This window comes from Vibrio sp. EJY3, from assembly GCF_000241385.1.
Taxonomy (GTDB): Bacteria; Pseudomonadota; Gammaproteobacteria; order Enterobacterales; family Vibrionaceae; genus Vibrio; species Vibrio natriegens.
Genome location: NC_016613.1, coordinates 3406729 through 3425669 on the forward strand (window position 1 = coordinate 3406729; position 18941 = coordinate 3425669).

General features: G+C 45.6%; 17 protein-coding genes, 1 tRNA gene and 1 riboswitch. Of the genes, 6 read left to right on the forward strand and 12 right to left on the reverse strand.

What is annotated here, in order from left to right:
• Positions 1 to 287: 287 nt before the first annotated feature.
• Complete coding sequence (gene uvrD, locus VEJY3_RS15500; protein ID WP_041170281.1) at positions 288 to 2462, reverse strand: DNA helicase II; 2175 nt, start codon at positions 2460 to 2462, stop codon at positions 288 to 290.
• A 280-nt stretch (positions 2463 to 2742) separates the two neighbouring features.
• Between uvrD and VEJY3_RS15505 the strand changes: the two genes are divergently transcribed.
• From VEJY3_RS15505 to VEJY3_RS15520, 4 genes are all read left to right on the forward strand, one after another.
• The gene (locus VEJY3_RS15505) at positions 2743 to 3003 is read left to right on the forward strand and encodes a DUF2282 domain-containing protein (RefSeq protein ID WP_014233360.1); all 261 of its coding nucleotides are present in this window, start codon (positions 2743 to 2745) and stop codon (positions 3001 to 3003) included.
• An 85-nt stretch (positions 3004 to 3088) separates the two neighbouring features.
• On the forward strand, positions 3089 to 3961 hold the full coding sequence (locus tag VEJY3_RS15510; RefSeq protein WP_014233361.1) for a DUF692 domain-containing protein: 873 nt from the start codon (positions 3089 to 3091) through the stop codon (positions 3959 to 3961).
• Positions 3958 to 4713 (forward strand): DNA-binding domain-containing protein, encoded by a 756-nt coding sequence (locus VEJY3_RS15515; protein WP_014233362.1) that lies wholly within the window; start codon positions 3958 to 3960, stop codon positions 4711 to 4713. The genes VEJY3_RS15510 and VEJY3_RS15515 overlap by 4 nt, the downstream gene beginning before the upstream one ends.
• Before the next feature lie 10 nt (positions 4714 to 4723).
• On the forward strand, positions 4724 to 5179 hold the full coding sequence (locus VEJY3_RS15520) for a DoxX family protein (RefSeq protein WP_014233363.1): 456 nt from the start codon (positions 4724 to 4726) through the stop codon (positions 5177 to 5179).
• Positions 5180 to 5205: 26 nt separating this feature from the next.
• Here the strand turns inward: VEJY3_RS15520 and VEJY3_RS15525 are convergent, their stop codons facing one another.
• Both VEJY3_RS15525 and VEJY3_RS15530 read right to left on the reverse strand, forming a co-directional pair.
• The gene (locus VEJY3_RS15525) at positions 5206 to 5490 is read right to left on the reverse strand and encodes a hypothetical protein (RefSeq protein ID WP_014233364.1); all 285 of its coding nucleotides are present in this window, start codon (positions 5488 to 5490) and stop codon (positions 5206 to 5208) included.
• 91 nt (positions 5491 to 5581) lie between these two features.
• Positions 5582 to 6775 carry a multidrug effflux MFS transporter gene (locus tag VEJY3_RS15530; RefSeq protein ID WP_014233365.1) on the reverse strand — a complete coding sequence of 398 codons (1194 nt, stop codon included), beginning with the start codon at positions 6773 to 6775 and terminating at the stop codon, positions 5582 to 5584.
• Positions 6776 to 6881: 106 nt separating this feature from the next.
• Here VEJY3_RS15530 and VEJY3_RS15535 point away from each other — a divergent pair, with 106 nt between their 5' ends.
• Entirely contained in the window at positions 6882 to 7823 is a 942-nt protein-coding gene (locus VEJY3_RS15535; protein ID WP_014233366.1) for a LysR family transcriptional regulator, read from the forward strand.
• 188 nt (positions 7824 to 8011) lie between these two features.
• Positions 8012 to 9802 carry an aminopeptidase P family protein gene (locus VEJY3_RS15540; RefSeq protein WP_014233367.1) on the forward strand — a complete coding sequence of 597 codons (1791 nt, stop codon included), beginning with the start codon at positions 8012 to 8014 and terminating at the stop codon, positions 9800 to 9802.
• A gap of 158 nt (positions 9803 to 9960) precedes the next feature.
• On the opposite strand, the gene thiH is transcribed toward VEJY3_RS15540, so the two are convergent.
• From thiH to VEJY3_RS15585, 9 genes are all read right to left on the reverse strand, one after another.
• Positions 9961 to 11088, reverse strand: a complete 1128-nt coding sequence (gene thiH, locus VEJY3_RS15545; protein ID WP_014233368.1) for a 2-iminoacetate synthase ThiH — start codon at positions 11086 to 11088, stop codon at positions 9961 to 9963.
• 15 nt (positions 11089 to 11103) lie between these two features.
• Positions 11104 to 11871, reverse strand: coding sequence for a thiazole synthase (locus VEJY3_RS15550; protein WP_014233369.1), 768 nt, complete (start codon positions 11869 to 11871; stop codon positions 11104 to 11106).
• A 5-nt stretch (positions 11872 to 11876) separates the two neighbouring features.
• A complete protein-coding gene (gene thiS, locus VEJY3_RS15555; RefSeq protein ID WP_014233370.1) occupies positions 11877 to 12140 on the reverse strand; it encodes a sulfur carrier protein ThiS in 264 nt (87 codons plus the stop codon).
• A gap of 19 nt (positions 12141 to 12159) precedes the next feature.
• Positions 12160 to 12936: a thiazole biosynthesis adenylyltransferase ThiF gene (thiF, locus tag VEJY3_RS15560; RefSeq protein WP_041170374.1), complete on the reverse strand. Its 777-nt coding sequence runs from the start codon at positions 12934 to 12936 to the stop codon at positions 12160 to 12162.
• Entirely contained in the window at positions 12926 to 14251 is a 1326-nt protein-coding gene (locus VEJY3_RS15565; protein ID WP_014233372.1) for a thiamine phosphate synthase, read from the reverse strand. The genes thiF and VEJY3_RS15565 overlap by 11 nt, the downstream gene beginning before the upstream one ends.
• Complete coding sequence (gene thiC, locus VEJY3_RS15570; RefSeq protein WP_014233373.1) at positions 14251 to 16191, reverse strand: phosphomethylpyrimidine synthase ThiC; 1941 nt, start codon at positions 16189 to 16191, stop codon at positions 14251 to 14253. The genes VEJY3_RS15565 and thiC overlap by 1 nt, the downstream gene beginning before the upstream one ends.
• Before the next feature lie 150 nt (positions 16192 to 16341).
• A riboswitch (TPP riboswitch) is annotated at positions 16342 to 16440 on the reverse strand.
• A gap of 179 nt (positions 16441 to 16619) precedes the next feature.
• Positions 16620 to 17006 carry a fluoride efflux transporter CrcB gene (gene crcB, locus VEJY3_RS15575; protein WP_014233374.1) on the reverse strand — a complete coding sequence of 129 codons (387 nt, stop codon included), beginning with the start codon at positions 17004 to 17006 and terminating at the stop codon, positions 16620 to 16622.
• A 138-nt stretch (positions 17007 to 17144) separates the two neighbouring features.
• Entirely contained in the window at positions 17145 to 18524 is a 1380-nt protein-coding gene (locus VEJY3_RS15580; RefSeq protein ID WP_014233375.1) for a multicopper oxidase family protein, read from the reverse strand.
• A 258-nt stretch (positions 18525 to 18782) separates the two neighbouring features.
• Positions 18783 to 18859 (reverse strand) — tRNA-Trp (locus VEJY3_RS15585).
• Positions 18860 to 18941 lie beyond the last annotated feature (82 nt).

Here is an 18941-nt window from a genome sequence, read left to right on the forward strand (position 1 = left end):
ATGATGTCAGGGACACCGCTCAGGGAACAAGTGATGAGAGCTAACGAGGATTGTTAGCAGACCAGGATAAGGTCAAGGACACCGCTAGGAAGGCGACGAAAGGAATAAGCTGAAGGAATCAGCACACTATCATGGATTTGATGCATGGAGCACTTTTAGTAGCTGGATTGCTGCGAGTAAGACTATAACCCCGACGGGCGCAAGCCCTCGGGGTTTTTCTTTTTAAAAGCGCCAGAAATAACAAGAGCCACCGAAGCAGCTCTTATATTCACTTTTTCTTGTAGGCCTTACAGCTTCTCAAGTCTTGCGTAAGCAGTCACTAACCATTTAATCCCTTCACCATTAAAGGCAATTTGCACGCGGCTTTGCGGGCCACTACCTTCAAAGTTAATAATGGTCCCTTCGCCAAACTTAGGGTGCATCACGCGTGAGCCTAACGCAAAACCCGTCTCGTTAAAGTTCTCTTTTACCGTGGTTTGGCTAAAGCGACCACTACTTGCCGGGCGGCTGACTTGCGCTTTCATGCGTACTTCATCCAGACAACCTTCCGGCAGTTCGCGAATAAAACGTGATGGTTTGTGATACTTATCCTGACCATACAAACGACGCATTTCTGCATAAGTGATGTAGAGTTTTTGCATCGCACGCGTCATACCGACATAACAAAGGCGACGTTCTTCTTCTAAACGCCCGGCCTCTTCGGCAGACATCTGGCTTGGGAACATGCCTTCTTCGACACCCACCATGAACACTAATGGGAACTCCAGACCTTTCGCACTGTGCAGAGTCATCAATTGAACCGCATCTTCGAACTCGTCTGCCTGGCCTTCACCCGCTTCCAGAGCCGCATGAGTCAGGAATGCGGTAAGCAGTGACATTTCTTCTGCTTCTTCAGGTTTCTCAAACTGACGCGTTGCGGTTACCAGTTCTTCCAAGTTCTCAATACGCGCTTTGGACTTCTCGCCTTTCTCTTGCTCGTACATTGCAAATAAGCCGGAATACTTGATCACATGGTCAGTTTGCTCGTGCAGAGGCTTCTCTAGCGTATCGTCTTCCAGCGCGGTAACGAGCTCGATAAAACGGCTTAGTGCGCCCGCAGCACGACCAGCAAGCACCTGCTCATCCAGCATCGCAATACTGGCTTCCCACATAGTGCAACCACGATCACGAGCCGCACGGCGAATCGTCTCAAGTGTTTTATCACCTAAACCACGCGTTGGTGTATTCACCACACGCTCAAACGCCGCATCATCATTACGGTTGGCAATCAGACGCAGGTAGCTCAGGGCGTCTTTGATTTCCTGACGTTCGAAGAATCGCATACCACCATAAATACGGTATGGAAGACCCGCTTGAATCAACGCTTCTTCCAGTACACGAGACTGGGCGTTATTACGGTAGAGCATTGCGGCATCATTAAGGACACCGCCCTTGTCTTGCCACTCTTTAATTTTGGTTACGGCAAAACGGGCTTCGTCCAACTCGTTGTAAGCACTGTAGACCGAGATTGGCTCACCAACGACACCATCGGTCCAAAGCTCTTTACCCATACGCTCAGTATTATTGGCAATTAGCGTGTTCGATGCTTCCAGAATCGTTTTGGTCGAGCGGTAGTTTTGCTCCAGACGAATCGTGCTAACACTTGGGAACTCAAGAGTAAATTTCTCAATGTTCTCCACTTTTGCGCCACGCCAGCCATAAATGGACTGGTCATCATCACCCACAATCATCACATGACACTCAGGTCCCGCCATCATACGCAGCCAAGCGTATTGAATGTTGTTGGTATCCTGAAATTCGTCGACCAGAATATGTTTAAAGCGCGCTTGGTAATGCTCGCGGACAAACTTGTTATCGCGCAGTAGCTCATGAGCGCGAAGCAAAATTTCCGCAAAGTCGACCAGACCAGCGCGATCACACGCTTCCTGATAAGCGGTATATAACTGTAAGTAAGTTTTGGTGACCGGATCGTGGTACGCATCAATGTGCGCCGGGCGAAGACCTTCATCTTTTTTGCCGTTAATCCACCAAGCCACCTGGCGCGCAGGCCACTGCTTTTCATCCAGATTTTGTGCTTTGATCAGGCGTTTAAGTAGTCGCTGTTGATCGTCGCTATCGATGATTTGAAAATCTTCCAGTAGCTTGGCATCAAGATAGTGCGCGCGAAGAATACGATGACAAATACCATGGAAAGTACCATTCCACATGCCAGATGCGCTGCCCATCATTAACTCTTCAATACGACCACGCATTTCCGCTGCCGCTTTGTTAGTAAAAGTTACTGACATAATTGAAAACGGAGAAGCTTGTTCTACAGACATCAGCCAGGCGATTCGGTGAACAAGAACACGAGTCTTACCACTCCCTGCACCAGCAAGGACGAGCAAGTTTTCTAGAGGTGCTGCAACGGCTTCACGCTGTTTATCGTTCAAACCGTCGAGTAATAGAGATGGATCCATCATGATGAGCTACTGGTTATTTATACATAAAAACCGATTATAACCTAAACAGCTGGGCGCTGTTTAGACAAAACTTGAGAAAAAACTTGCTGTTTTTTTCCTCACCTCTTCAGTCGCTTATATCAAAAGAGCAACCAAAATAGAGACTAATGGCAAATTTCACTGAAAGTTTTTACCTCTCCTTCCTATCTCATAAATTAAGCAAGTGGACAAATACTGAACAACATGGTGTCGCTTCTTCTTGCGAAATGGAAGTAAAGGAAACTACTCAGAGGAAATTATTATGAAAAATTCGAATCTTGCTATTACTGCTGCAGTTACGGGTCTAATCGCACTAGGCGGCACAATGCTGACTGCAACATCTGCCGTCGCAGCTGAACAAGAAAAGTGTTATGGCGTAGCCAAGGCAGGTAAGAACGACTGTGCAACCAAAAACAGCTCTTGTGCCGGCACCTCTAAACAAGACAGTCAAAAAGATGCCTTCGTGGTTGTGCCAAAAGGTTTATGTGACAAATTGGCGGGCGGTAGCACTTCTTCATCTTAATTGTCCCCATGATGCTCGTCAGGGTGTGTGAAGGCTCGATCCACACGCCCTTTTTCTCCAGAACTCGTTGGAAAAGGAGTTTCACGTGAAACATCAAGCTTTGCAAAACCTCGTTGGGGTTGGATTACGCATGCCTCACCTAGATTATTTCAGTCGCAACCCGTCGGACTTGTCGTGGCTAGAGGTTCACAGCGAGAACTACTTTCAACCTAACTCGGCCGAAAGAATTCAGCTGCAAGAGCTTCGTAACCATTATCAAATTAGCTGCCATGGTGTTGGCTTGTCACTGGGTTCGGTAGCACGAGTCAGTCAGGAGCATCTCGCTCAGCTAAAAAGCCTTGTCGATGTGATTGATCCGATGTTTGTTTCTGACCACTTAAGCTGGAGTGAGCATGGAGGTCACTACTTTAACGACTTGCTACCCTTGCCATATACCGAAGAAGCTCTGAACGTGTTCACGCGAAACGTACAAGAAGTACAGGACTATCTGCAACGTGAAATCTTAATCGAGAACCCATCAAGTTATGTGAAATTTCAGCATTCCACCATTAGTGAGTGGGAGTTTTTAGCTGAAGTTCAGCAACGCACAGACTGCCGATTACTACTCGATCTAAACAATGTCTACGTTTCGGCATTCAATCATGGTTTTGATTGCGACACTTATTTAGCAGGGATCCCTGCTGACAAAGTCGATGAAATTCACCTCGCCGGGTTTACTATCAAAAAATTGGAAAAAGGTGAGATTTGGATTGATACCCATAGCCGTCCGGTCAGCGAAGAAGTATGGCAACTCTATCGCCGTTGGATCAAACAGCATGGCCCTCGACAGACTTTAATTGAGTGGGATCTTGATATTCCCGCACCTGAAGTGTTGCTAGCAGAAGCCGATAAAGCCAACCGTGTTCTTTCAGAATACCAAACCTACTCCGCTTTAGAATCTGCGAGGAAAGCATCATGAACCTTGCTACCTTACAAAGCCAGTTCGCTAAAGCACTTCACTATCAAACATCGGGAGAAGACTGCGGTATCACCGCTGATCAATTCAGCGCAGATGAACGCATACAGATTTATCGCAACAACTTCATCATCAGCTTAAGTGAAGTTTTGTCGGCAACTTACCCTATGGTTGAAGCATTAGTGGGTGAAGCGTGTTTTGCACAAATAGCTATGCAACATGTGCTGAGCCATCCATTGACCGAAGGTCACGTTACTCACTATGGCAAAGGCTTTCATAAAACCATTAAGCAGTTTGACCAAGTCATGTCGCATGCGCCCTATTGCGCCGAAGTCGCCCGATTTGAATGGTGTCTCGATATGACAAGACAAACTCACGGCAACGCAAGAACGACAGAGAATCTGATTCCCCTGGCCGACCTTGCTCATGTAAATGAATCACAACAGCCCAATTTAGTCTTCCACCTGAGAGCTGGCTGCTCTGGCTTTGATTCCAATTATGCCGTGTTTGATTTGTTCCATGCGATTCAAAGCCAACAACTTGAACAACTCAATATCAATCAACCCCAGCAAGGAGTGATGGCTTATCAACGCGACCAAGTTGTCTGTTATAAGCTGACTCCTCAGGCATTTCGCGTTCTATGTGCTCTAGAGAACAAGCTTTCGTTGAGTGAAATGCCAAAAGTAATGCTAGACGAGCTTAACCACATCACAGCTCTTGGCCTTATTGACGGCTTTACCATAAAAGAGATGTAAGGAGTCCACGATGACAGAAAATGTAAAAAACTTAGTTGGACGATATGATCAGTGGATTCATACCCTACAAACTGCGCTTATACCTTTGCTGCTGCTTTTCTGCCGTTTATGGGTCGCTTGGGTGTTTCTGAATTCAGGCTTAGTCAAAATCACCTCCTGGGATAGCACACTTTACTTATTCGAGCTGGAATATCAGGTGCCGTTATTACCTTGGGAGTTAGCTGCTTATCTAGGGACGGCAGCTGAGTTAACGCTGCCGCTGTTCGTCGCTCTGGGGTTTATGACTCGCCCAATGGCTGCGATTTTATTTCTCTTTAATATTGTCGCCGTAGTGTCCTATCCGTTACTTTGGGAAAAAGGGTTCTACGATCACCAGCTTTGGGGGCTGATGATTCTAATGCTCATCGTATGGGGCGCAGGTCCGCTTTCTCTGGATCAGGCTTTGAAAAATAAACTGATGAAATAAAAAATCCCCGCAGTAGCGGGGATTTTTTATTGTTTGTTTAGGTAAGCTAACAACTCATCAGCAGAGATACCCTTCTGAGCAATATCTTTCGCTAATAGCTCTACTTGCTCACCTTTACGTGACTCAATCACTTGCTGGAATTGGTACACAATATCACGCAGGATTGGCAGTGGTACTTGTTTTGCCGCACTACGAATGCGCTCGGAGCTTTGATTGCCCAGCTCATTAAGCAACTTACCAAACATCACCTTTTCTGGTGATTCTTCCATTTGCTCTAAAATACGAGCCATTTCATACGTAGTTAACGACATTACTTTTTGAATTCCATTATGGTGTCAGGAAAAGTGTGAACGACAAATATACACTCGATCCTCATATTGGAAAATACTAAATTACACAGTTTTACGCTTTCGCGAAGCTTGAATGCCAATTCTTACCTGCTTTGGTAAACAATATGACAAGTGCAGGTAGCATTATCCACATTTGAAGTGCAATTAGTGTTTGCGGATCTAATGATAAACGCTGCAGCGTACCAACCAATAAACCAGAGCCACTCATTTGGAACAATCCAAGTAACGCTGCCGCCGTACCCGCTTTATCACCGAACGGTTCTAGCGCCTTACCCGCCGCTCCGCCAAGAATGAGAGCGAAACCGATCGAAGACATAAAGATTGGCAGCATAAAAGAGAACGCGGTGTTCTGACCATTCATCAGCATCATAACCACGCCAGCCAGACCTAAGGTCGAAATACCCACAACCAGCGTGTTATGCGTACCAAAACGATCCATAAACTTAGGTGCGAGCATACATGCGGCGATGTTTATTACTGCGTTCACGCCAAACCAGAACGTAAACTCGTTCATCGATAGACCCATTCCGGTCATTAGTACTGACGGCGCAGAAGTCACATAGGCAAGGATTACCGCCATTGCCATCAAACACAGCGATGCGTGGAAAATGAAAGACGGCGTACTGAGCACAGCCCAGTAACGACTGAGTTTGAATACCGCTTGTTTTTCTGTCGCAGGGTTGGTTTCCTTCATCATAAAGAACATAAACGCACCAGAAACCACCGCGAAACCAGCCATAAAACTGAAATTCGCTCGCCAGTCAAATTGCTGCGTCAACCAACTACCCAGGATAGGAGCCAAAGCCGGGATAAAGCAGATAGCACCATTAAGGTAGCTAATCATCTTGCCACTTTTTTCCGGGCCAAAGATATCGCGAACTGTTGCAAAGGCTGCCACTGATGTCGCACATGCGCCTAAGCCTTGTAGCAATCGGGACATCAACATCCACTCAATATTTTGAGCACTCCACGCCAATAAAGCACTCATTGCGTAAATGGTGATACCACCCAATGCAACAGTTCGACGTCCGAGTTTGTCTGCTAGCGGGCCGGCAAAAAGCTGACCGACACCCATAGCAAACAAAAACCAAGTGATCGTGTCTTGTGCTAGCGCATTATCTACCTGAAACGTGGAAGCGATAAGAGGTAAAGCAGGAAGATAAATATCTATCGCAAGCGGGCTAAAAAGTACCAAAAGGGTCAATAACGCCATCTGCATTTTACTGTTAGAACTATGGCTAGACACACTACACTCCAAATTGAACAAGAACTATTTGTGAAGCTTAATCATCTGATGATATGAATGGAAATGATGTATACTCATGACCATTATTCCTTTAAGGAAAATCATAATGAATATAGAGAAATTGGCACGTATTGATCTGAATCTGCTGGTTTGTTTTAAAGTTCTGATGGAAGAGCTCAACGTGACCCGAGCCGCACATCGACTTTGCCTTAGCCAATCAGCGGTGAGTAAATCACTCGCCAAACTGCGCACTCAGTTTGACGACCCTTTGTTTACTCGTAATTCACATGGACTGACACCCACGCCTCGTTCTCTATTCCTAAAACCGAAACTCGATCTGTTGATCAACCAGCTGGAAGTAATAACGCAGCCTGAAGAGTTTTCGCCACAAAGCAGTGAGTACCGCTTTCAAATCGCTGCGGTGGAAAGCGTCTACCCTTTAATATTGCCTCATTTTTTACCCGCAATTTTTCAGCAGGCACCCGGCGTGACCATCAGCACCCATCCGTGGTCGGATAACACGTTTAAAATGCTACAACGCGGCGAGTTGGATTTGGGTTTGACCGGGAAAGACATCGACATTAACGATGCCAAACTCACCCTACTGCCACCGGATGATATTTGTGAGCAGGAAATCTATCGCGATCATCAAATGTGCATTATCCGTAAGAACCATCCCGCACTAAACAAAAATTGGAACCTTGAGTCTTACCTATCTCTTCGCCATGTTCAGGTGCGTTGCGATGGTAATGATCGCTGGCTACTGGATTATCGCCTCGCCGATATTGGCGCAGAACGGGACATCGCGGTCACAGTTCCAGATTTCAATAGTGCCGCAAGTTTGTGTTCTTATACCGATTTTATCTTCACAGCACCAAGTCACTTTGTTCAGCTGGCAGCTAAGCAACTCGACTTAGCCGTTCTGCCATTGCCACTCGAATTTCCGCCAATGGCATATACTTTGTTCTGGCATAGAGACAGAGAAAACGACCCGGCACTGAACTGGTTACGCACGATGATCACGCAAAAAACCGATCACCTTAGATAAAAACTCGGACTCAATTTGCGCTTAACGGTTAAAATGAGTAGCTTAACAGTCGATAGTCCTTTTTGGCTCATCTAGGCCTGTTGTACCCAGGATTAAACTTAAGAATGTTTAATTCGATACTGCACTAAGCAGAAGGAAGCAGCTCCCAAATTGAGCATGAAGGAGCCGTAATTGAAGGAATAACACAGATGCATAACGATACACAAAGCCGCGTGAACGCGATTCGCGAATGGCTTGCTCAACATAATATTGATGCCCTACTCATCCCACACGAAGACGAGTATTTGGGTGAATACGTTCCGGCTCATAACGAACGCCTACATTGGCTAACCGGATTTACTGGTTCAGCCGGAGCAGCCGTCATTACGAAAGATAAAGCAGCTATGTTTGTTGATGGCCGCTATACCGTTCAAGTCACCAAACAAGTGCCTGCAGAACTATTTGAATACCGCCACCTGATTGAAGAGCCAGCGCTTGATTGGATCAAAGACAATCTTGCAGCGGGAGCATCAGTAGCGATTGACCCACGTATGCATAGCTCCGCATGGCTAGATACGGCGCAGGCGAAGCTTGCCGGTAAGTTTGAGCTTAATATGCTAACCAGTAACCCGATTGATGAATTGTGGCATGATCGCCCAGCTCCAGTGGTTTCTGATGTTCGCCTGATGCCAACGGAAGCGGTTGGTCAATCTAGCGAAAGTAAACGTCAGGAGATCGCTCAGCTAATCAAAAATGCTGGCGCTGACAGTGCAGTCATCACCGCGCTTGATTCTATCTGTTGGCTATTGAACGTTCGTGGCTTAGATGTATCTCGCCTACCCGTACTTCTGTCCCATGCTCTTCTTCATGCGGATTCCACCGTGGAATACTTCCTTGACCCAGCTCGACTGCCAGATGAATTTGAAGCACACGTAGGTACTGGTGTCACCGTTCATCACCCAGAAGCACTTCAGTCTCGTCTTGAAGCAATGACTGGCAAAAAGGTATTAGTCGATCCAGCAATCAGCAATGCATGGTTTAAGCTGGTTCTACAGAATTCCGGCGCATCGGTTATCGCGGCGGCAGATCCATGTCTAATGCCGAAAGCAGCGAAGAACGCGGTTGAAATTGCGGGTATGAAAGCGTGTCACGTACGCGATGGCGTTGCGATGAGTAAGTTCCTATGTTGGTTAGATGCAGAAGTAGCGGCTGGTAATCTTCATGATGAAGCAACACTCGCAGACACATTAGAAGCATTCCGTAAAGAAGACCCAACATTGATGGACCTAAGCTTCGATACGATCTCAGCAGCCGGTGGTAACGCCGCAATGTGTCACTACAACCATGAGAACCAGCCAGAGCCAGGTAAGCTAGAAATGAATACACTTTATCTGGTTGACTCTGGCGGTCAGTACTTAGATGGCACAACCGACATCACGCGTACCATTGCGATTGGCCAACCATCAGAAGAAATGATCAAGCAATTCACTCTGGCGTTAAAAGGTCATATTGGTGTTGCTCGTGCACGTTTCCCGAAAGGGACTTGTGGCTACCAGATCGATACATTGGCTCGCCAACACCTATGGGCAGAAGGTTACGATTACGACCACGGTACTGGCCATGGTGTCGGTCACTTCCTGAGTGTACATGAAGGTCCTGCAAGCATTTCTAAAAGACAAATCAATGTACCGCTAACAGAAGGTATGGTGCTATCCAATGAGCCTGGTTATTACCGCGCTGACGCATTCGGTATCCGTATCGAAAACTTAGAGCTCGTGGTGGAAAAACAAACTAACGGTGACTTCCCTGTTCTGTCATTCGAGTCTCTGACTCGTTGCCCAATCGACAAACGTAACATCAACGTGGATATGCTGACTCGTCCAGAACTGGCATGGTTGAATGATTACCACCAAAAAGTCTGGGAGCAAATCAGCCCTCTTGTCGAAGGCGATGTAAAAGACTGGCTACGCGAAGCTACTCTGCCTTTGACACATTCGTAATAAATACGCTCAAACGTCTCTATGATGCAAAATCAAAAGGCTCTCCAAATGGAGAGCCTTTTTTAAAGGTCGTCAGATAAAGTTCAATGCTTCGTTTAATTATCATCTATCCACTCACGATGTTTCACGTGAAACACTCACCATCTGGAACACCTAAATTATCCTGAATAAACAGAGTGCCAATCTCGCCATACTGGATCGAAACCTTTTGCTCTGATCATATCTTCTACTGAAGCTGCACTTCTTTCATCGCTGATTTCGAACTGTTCGAGTTCTACTTCTTCTGTCGCATAACCACCAGGCTGAGTTTTAGAAGCCGCGGACATACTAGTAATCCCAAGAGGCAAAACATTATCACGGAACTTTGGTGATTCACGTGTCGACAACGAAAGCTCTACTTCGGGGTTAAACAGTCGGTATGCACAAATCAGTTGGACTAACTGTTTATCTGTCATCACTGATTTTGGTTGCAAGCCACTGGTCGGCGCATTGCCTGCACAGGGACGGAGTCGAGGGAACGAAATTGAGTAACGTGATTGCCAATAAGTACGCTCAAGGTAATCAAGATGAGCCGCAGCAAAAAAACAATCCGTTCGCCACTCTTCTAACCCGATAAGCGCGCCAATACCTATTTTGTCGATTCCCGCCCTAGCTAACCGATCTGGTGTTTCTAAGCGGTATCGGAAGTCCATTTTGTTTCCGCGCAGGTGATGCTCCGCGTAGGTCGATGGATGATAGGTTTCTTGATAAACCATCACGGCATCCAAACCCAGCGATTTAAGCTCGGCATATTCATCCTGATCCAGCGGCTGTACTTCCATCGCCAAATAGTTAAAGCGCTGTTTTATCATCGGCACCATTTCGCGAAAGTACTTCATTCCTACTTTGGTTTCATGCTCGCCGGTTACCAGCAAGACACTGTCGAATTTCATTCGCTTGATAGCTTCAATTTCCGCCGCCACTTCTTCTTTGTTTAGCGTTCTACGCTTAATGCGATTTTCCATAGAGAAACCACAATAAGTGCAAGCATTGGCACAAAGGTTAGAAAGGTACAATGGAATATAAAGCGACATGGTATTGCCGAAGCGCTTACGTGTCAGAGAATAAGAAAGCTTCGCCATCTGCTCAAGATACGGTTCTGCAGCGGGAGAAATGAGCGCTTTGAAATCTTCCAAATCTCGCTTGGGTTTTGCCAGCGCCCTTTCCACATCCTTGGCCGTTTTGGCGTATATCGACATAGAAATATCATCCCAGTTGAACTGCTTAAAGTGGTCATAAAAGCTCATGTTAAGACCTCTCTTTTACAGATCATCAAGAAAAGCCGTTAGCGGGCTTGAAGCAACTGCATGAGAAACCTGCCCTGCAAGACCTGCTTCATAAGCCATCCGACCCGACTCTACTGCCATCTTAAATGCTTTTGCCATAGCAACTGGATCGCTTGCTGCGGCGATCGCTGTATTGACCAGTACTGCATCCGCACCCATTTCCATTGCACGTGCAGCATGTGAAGGTGCACCAATTCCAGCATCAACCACGACAGGCACATTTGCCTGATCGATAATGATTTCTAGAAAGTCATGAGAAACAATGCCCTTGTTCGAACCGATCGGTGCACCTAACGGCATAACAGCTGCACAGCCAACTTCTTCTAGTCGTTTACACAACACAGGGTCGGCATGGCAATATGGCAAAACAATAAAGCCTTCTCGAACCAGTTGTTCTGCAGCAGCTAAAGTTTCAATCGGATCAGGCATTAAATATTTCGGGTCAGGGTGAATCTCGAGTTTGACCCAATTGGTTCCTAACGCTTCACGCGCGAGCTGAGCGGCAAAAACTGCATCTTTAGCATTTTTGGCACCCGAAGTGTTCGGTAACAAATTCACGCCAGCATGAATTAAAGGCTGCAAAATATCATCTTGCTGGTCATTTACGTCTACACGCTTAAGTGCCATCGTTGCAAGTTGAGAGCCTGAAACCTGAATTGCTTCAGCCATAAGAGCGCTATTGGAAAACTTGCCCGTTCCCGTGAACAAGCGAGATTGAAATTCTTTATCACCAATTTTCAGCATCGACATTATCCCCCTGCGATGGCTTGAAACAGAGAGATACTATCTCCCTCTGACAGTACCGTGCTTGCCCATTCGCTACGCGGTACAACTTGATTATTTATGGCAAAAACACAGCCTACGTCTGGTAGAGAAAACTGTGTGATGATTTGCTGTAAGTTAGCGTTTAACGCGACCTGCTGAGGTTGGTCATTAATAGTGATGATGACCAACTTATCTTTTCCACTTGTGGCGTCGTTCAATTCAGTTATCGAATGATTTGGTGGTGTCATTTGTGACTCCTCTCCTAACTCAGTGCTGTGGCTCGTTCGCGTTTCTACAAACCTGGCATTCTTGGTCTTTGTTGATCACCATGGTTTGCCAAGTCATACGTGCACCATCAAACAGGTGCAAGTGACCACTAGCCACATGAAACTTACCTGTCGCCAGCTTTTGAATAGCGGCTAAGGCCTGGTAGTTTCCTAATGTTCCAACCACAGGGCCGACAACCCCCATTTCGCTACACTTCATGCCTTGCTTCAGCTCATCAAATGGATACAGGCAACGGTAACACCCTGAACTCTGTTGTTCTTCTGAGTAATCAAATACAGCAAACTGTCCCTGCCAACCAATGGCAGCCGCAGATATCAAAGGCGTATTTTGCTGAAAACAGACTTGATTAATCAGCTGCCGAGTTGGCATGTTGTCACTACAGTCGAGTACAACATCGGCAAGCATCACTTCCAATTGCAGCTGAGACTTATCAAGACGTTTCGGAATAGTTCTAACTTGAACCAGTGAATTGAGGGCACCTAACTGTTGAGCAGTAGCTTCAGTTTTCATCCGGTTGATATCACGCTCTCGATAAACAACCTGTCGCTGTAAGTTGCTACTATCGACATGGTCATCATCAACAACAACCAACTTACCCACTCCAGCGGCTGACAAATACAAACCCGCGGCGCTTCCTAGTCCGCCACAGCCAATGATCAAAACATGTGATTTGGTTAGTTGAGCTTGTCCCAGTTCCCCGATTTCAGGTAGCGCAATTTGACGCTGATAGCGAATGAACTCTTTATCAGTAAGCACTTTCATTCTCCACTACCTGCAATGGCTGAGCGCTACCCATCAATTGATTGAAAAACTCAATCACCGATTTTGGCGACTCAGACAATGTTATGGCTCTAACCACAGCTAAACTGGATACACCGCATCGCCAAACCAGCTCTGCATTTGATTGATCAATACCGCCAATAGCGACAGTTGGATAGCCAACTTGCTTTCCATATGGAATGCTGTCTATCAGCTTTTGATACAAAGCTAAACGAATCAAACCTTGTGGCTTTGATGGCATTTGCTTAGTCGTGGTCGGAAAGATATGACCTAGCGCGATATAGCTTGGATTGATTTGGACAATTCGCAGCAGCTCATAGTAACCATGCGTTGACAGTCCTAAATGAATCCCCGCTTCACTCAACTGAATCAAGTTAGATTCTTCGATATCTTCCTGACCAAGGTGCACACCAAACGCGCCGTGCTGAATAGCAAGCTGCCAATAGTCATTAATAAAGACCTGCGCATCATATTGACGTCCTAGTTCAATAGCGCGAATAATCTGTTCTTCAAGATCAGACTGGTCAGGATTTTTGATACGCAGCTGGATGGTCTTAATACCCAACGGCAGAAGCCGCTCTATCCAACTGACGTCATCAACAACGGGATAAAGCCCTAAGCTCTCTTTATCAAGGCAGGGAAAACTGACCGCCTCGCTTTGCGATGACCAACCAACTTGAATACCCAAGCGAGCGTCTTCTAGAATCGGAGTCGGAAAATCAGTAAAGTGAGATGCCCACTCGTGAAGCGTGCATGTTTCACCGTTAAACAGTGTTTCACGTGAAACATTCGTCATTGCACGAGCTAATGTCAAAGCGTCTTCAATTGGAAATTCGAGAGCCAACAGCGTCACTGTCCAAGCTAAGTGATGCTCTGCTTGGAAGGTGTTTGATGCTGACAAGTTCGCAGACAACGCTCTTACTTCATCAGTAATTGGATGACGCCAGATATCTAAGAGAGCGTTGTTGCCATCGCTGTTTGGCGTTGGAGAAGTATCCGTAATACCAATAAAAATAGCCGAGGAACTTTGCTGACTCGTTTCCTTCAAAGATAAATTCGATTGGTAATAAAGCGTAAAATCACCAGTTAAAGCTTCATCGAATCCATCAACTAGATCCGTGCCTACGCTCAGTGTTTTATTTGGGTCGAGAACAAGCTGAATAAGATGAGTTGGGCTAATGCCCAACTCAAATTTTTCAGTACTAAAACCCTGTTCTTTCGCCAATAATAAACTTTGCTGAACGAAACCCGTTAGCTCTATTAATGGTGACGGAATAAGGATTTTAGTCATTACTCATCCACCTCAGCGTGTACAGCTGGGTGATAAAGTTCTGAACCTGTGGCACGAAACTCTTCTGACTTTTGACGCATGCCTTCTAACGGATCATCAAGCATTTTGATAGAAATCGCCTGATCAGCAGCAACTTGCTCGGTGTCTTTCGCGTACTCTCTTACTTCCTGAGAAATCTTCATCGAGCAAAATTTAGGACCACACATTGAACAGAAGTGAGCCACTTTCCCAGACTCTTGCGGCAGTGTTTCGTCATGGAAAGAACGCGCGGTATCAGGGTCCAATGACAAGTTGAATTGGTCTTCCCAACGGAATTCAAAACGTGCTTTAGATAGCGCATTATCACGGACCTGTGCACCTGGATGCCCTTTGGCTAAGTCAGCAGCATGTGCAGCCAGCTTGTAGGTGATCATGCCGGTCTTTACATCTTCCTTGTTTGGCAGACCTAAGTGTTCCTTAGGTGTGACATAACACAACATTGCACAGCCATACCAACCAATCATCGCCGCACCAATACCGGAAGTAATATGGTCGTAGCCCGGAGCAATATCAGTAGTTAGTGGACCTAAGGTGTAGAACGGCGCTTCATGACAATGTTCCAGTTGCTGATCCATGTTCTCTTTGATCATGTGCATTGGGATATGTCCTGGGCCTTCGATGATCACCTGTACGTCATACTCCCAGGCAATCTTAGTCAACTCACCAAGGGTTCTTAATTCAGCAAACTGTGCTTCGTCATTAGCGTCTGCGACTGAGCCAGGACGCAAGCCATCACCCAACGAAAGTGCAACATCATACTTCGCACAGATTTCACAGATTTCGCGGAAGTGAGTGTAAAGGAAGCTCTCCTGATGATGCGCTAAACACCATTTAGCAATGATGGAGCCACCGCGAGAAACGATGCCAGTAACACGTTTAGCCGTCATCGGAACATAACGGAGTAACAAACCTGCGTGAATGGTAAAGTAATCCACACCTTGCTCTGCCTGCTCGATTAAGGTGTCACGCATCACTTCCCAGTTTAGGTTTTCCGCAATACCATTTACTTTTTCTAGCGCCTGATACATTGGAACTGTACCAATTGGCACCGGACTATTACGTAAAATCCATTCACGGGTTTCGTGGATGTTGCGCCCGGTAGAGAGATCCATAACGGTATCCCCACCCCAACGCGTGGCCCATACGAGTTTTTCTACTTCTTCTTCGATTGAAGATGTCACCGACGAGTTACCAATGTTCGCATTCACTTTGACTAAGAAGTTACGCCCGATAATCATTGGTTCTGATTCTGGGTGGTTGATATTTGATGGAATGATGGCACGACCTTCTGCCACTTCTTTGCGGACAAACTCAGCAGTAATGTCTTTTGGTAGATTGGCTCCAAAGTTTTGACCTGGGTGCTGCTGGTTTAGCACTTCATCACGATACTTAGCGCGCCCCATGTTTTCACGTAGAGCGATGAACTCCATTTCAGGCGTAATAATCCCTTTACGTGCGTAGTGAAGCTGAGTAACACAGTGCCCTTCTTTAGCACGTCGAATATGAGGCAGATTGCCGTAACGCAGCTCGTCCAACGTTTCATCTTCCAAACGCTCTTTTGCGTAAACAGAGCTGACATCTTGAAGAACTTCAGTGTCGTTTCGTTCTTCAATCCAGCCCTCTCTAAGCTTCGGTAAGCCATTGTAAAGGTCGATAGAGTGATTTGGGTCGGTGTATACACCAGAGGTGTCATAAACACGTACTGATTCGTTTGGCTCGAAAACAGGAGCCTGTTTGGTACCACCGATAAGGCTGTCAGCTAAAGAGATCTCACGCATCGGGACGCGGATATCCGGGCGTGAACCTTCTACATAGACTTTGTTTGAATTTGGGTACGGCTGTACCGAGAGAGTTTCAATAAACTGTTTTGCTTCCAGTCTCGCTTGCTTGCGATTCGACATAGCATTTTTCCTTGCTTGTTATTTTTAATAAAAAGTATTGGGATAAAAATGCTTGGCGGATAGATGCGACAAGAGGGGTCGAATAAAGAACTGACAGAGCTCTAAAACAACATTCGACGTTTTGATAGGTTAGCCAGATTAGATCTGGTGTAGGTATCTTCTCCTGTTCCCTTCGCTGGTACTAACCAGATCAGGTTCAACGGATCCCGAATTAACGGTCTCAGCCTTATGGCACTCCGACAAGTAAATCGATTATAGAGAAAGGAAATTAGTTAACCAAGTATAAAAGTCGTATTTTTAATCAATTTTATGTATCTCAAGTACCAAAAGGTGACATATGACTGGATTTAAATAGAGACAGGTTTGAATTAACTACAAGGCAGGAAAAGACCCAGGAGAGCAGAAACTCGCCTGGGATGATTTGAAAATTACTTAGGTATAATCAACCAATGGTACGCGAACCATGCTGCAGAAATGCTTAACAGCACATTTAGTAGCACGTTGAATCCCATTTTTAAAAATGCGCCTTGTTGCATCAGTAACACGTTATCCATGGAGAAAGTAGAAAACGTAGTTAATGCGCCAAGAAAACCTAACCCAATAATTTGGCGCCATGGATATGGAGCTAACCACTCATTTTCTACCGCGGCAATAAGCAGCCCCATAATAAATGAACCGACGATGTTAACGGTTAGCGTACCGTATGGGAAAGAGCGACCAAAAAGTGTCACACAATATTCAGATACTAGATAACGTGAACAAGCCCCTATCGCTCCACCGATTGCGATAAGCCCTAAAATTGCGAATTGTCCCATGACCCCTCCAAATATAATTTCAACTATTGTACTTATTTATTGGGCACAATTGAGCCTAAACGAGTGAAAATAATGTTCTCAAAATACATAACTTAGGCTTCAACAATTTGCATTTATAAAAAAGTTACAGGAGTCACTTTATGCAACTTCAATAAAACCCATCAATCCGGTTTTCATGTGTTCTATCACATGACAGTGATACATCCACTGACCAGGGTTATCTGCGACAAAAGCAGCTTTTGCTGATCCATTTTTACCTAATAAAACCGTGTCGGTATGAAATGGTTTTTCGACGGGCTTTCCATCAAGTTCCAATACGGTAAACGTATGGCCGTGCAAGTGAATCGGATGATGGTATTGAGTGACATTACGTAAATTAAAAATGTAAGTTTTACCCAACTCCAATTTTGCGAGGGGCTCTGGAATACTTTCAGCACTAATGCCCTCCCAAGCCCTTTTATTCGTTAACCAAAATTTAGGTACCGCTTGTCCCGAGCTATCTGCAGGTGTGACCGCACCTTCCCACTCAAACACGAAGTCAATCAATTCAGCATTATCTAAATCAACAGCGGGAACAGGATTTAATGGTAAAGCGGGAATACTTTGGTTTTCAGCCAAGCTAGATTCCTGGCATTTAAAATCACATAGTGAGAATGGAAACTTTCCTTTCATCTGACGAACACTTACGAGGTTACCCGCAGGAGGTGCAATGAAGGCGACATCAAGCCGCATACCCGGACCAATCTTATGCTGAGTTAGCTTATAAGGCGTTTTAATCGGGTTTCCGTCAATAGCAACGACCAAGGCATCAACCCCTTCGACAGCGATTGGATACGTAATGGTGTTATCTACATTAGCTATGCGCAACCGTACTGTTGCGTTTTCCTTAAGGCTATAAGTTGGATTATGTTGACCATTAACTGTCCCCCACTCACCTGGAGTACCCATACGCGCACTATAGCGAGGAATCATTAAATCTTTCCACTGACCAGTTTTATTCAGGTGCCAGTGTTTAAGTGCCAGCTCGTGCTCTTCATCAAACTCAACGGGTTGTGCTTCTTCCACCACAATCAGGCCAACAAGCCCCATCCCTAACTGCTTTACGCTATTCATATGTGGGTGATACCAAAAAGTACCAGCGTCGGGCGGAGTAAATTCATAGACGAAAGTTTCACCGGGCATGATTGGTTTCTGACTTAGAAAAGGTACGCCATCCATACCTATTGGGATACGCAGACCATGCCAATGAATCGTTGTTGGTTCATCAAGCTTGTTGGTAAACCGGATAGTAACCTTCTCGCCTTGGCGACAACGTATTGTTGGAGCAGGGATAGAGCCATTAAAACCGAGTACTGGTGTCTGATGTCCAGGAACCAATTCAGCATTTGCTGATTCAGCAGTAAGCTCATAAGCATAACCTTGGCTGCTAACCGACTTCTTAAGAGAGCATGCAGGCAAAAGAGCTGACATACCCAAAATAGAGCTCATTGAAAGAAAGCGACGGCGAGTTAGTTCCATTTCTACTCCAACTAAAACAGTATAGTGAAGGGGTAATAAAACGTATTCTCACCATAATGTAAATATGAGAGGTCAGATAAAGTAACGTTAAAGCGTTTTATCGTTAATTTACTTTATAACAGTACTATTTCTGCCATTGCGCTTTGCTATATACAAAGCAGAACCATACCAGCCATAAGTATTGAATTATAATTGCACCTTAAAATCGCCAAGTACAAACGCAAAAAAGCCCCAGTCTTTCGACTGAGGCTTTAAACATGGCAGGGGTGGAGAGATTCGAACTCCCAACACGCGGATTTGGAATCCGCTGCTCTGCCAATTGGAGCTACACCCCTAGAAATAGGTAATCAAATTGTCGATGGTTTAAGATATTAAAACTCCCAACACGCGCCATCTCGCAAACTTTAGGGAATCCGC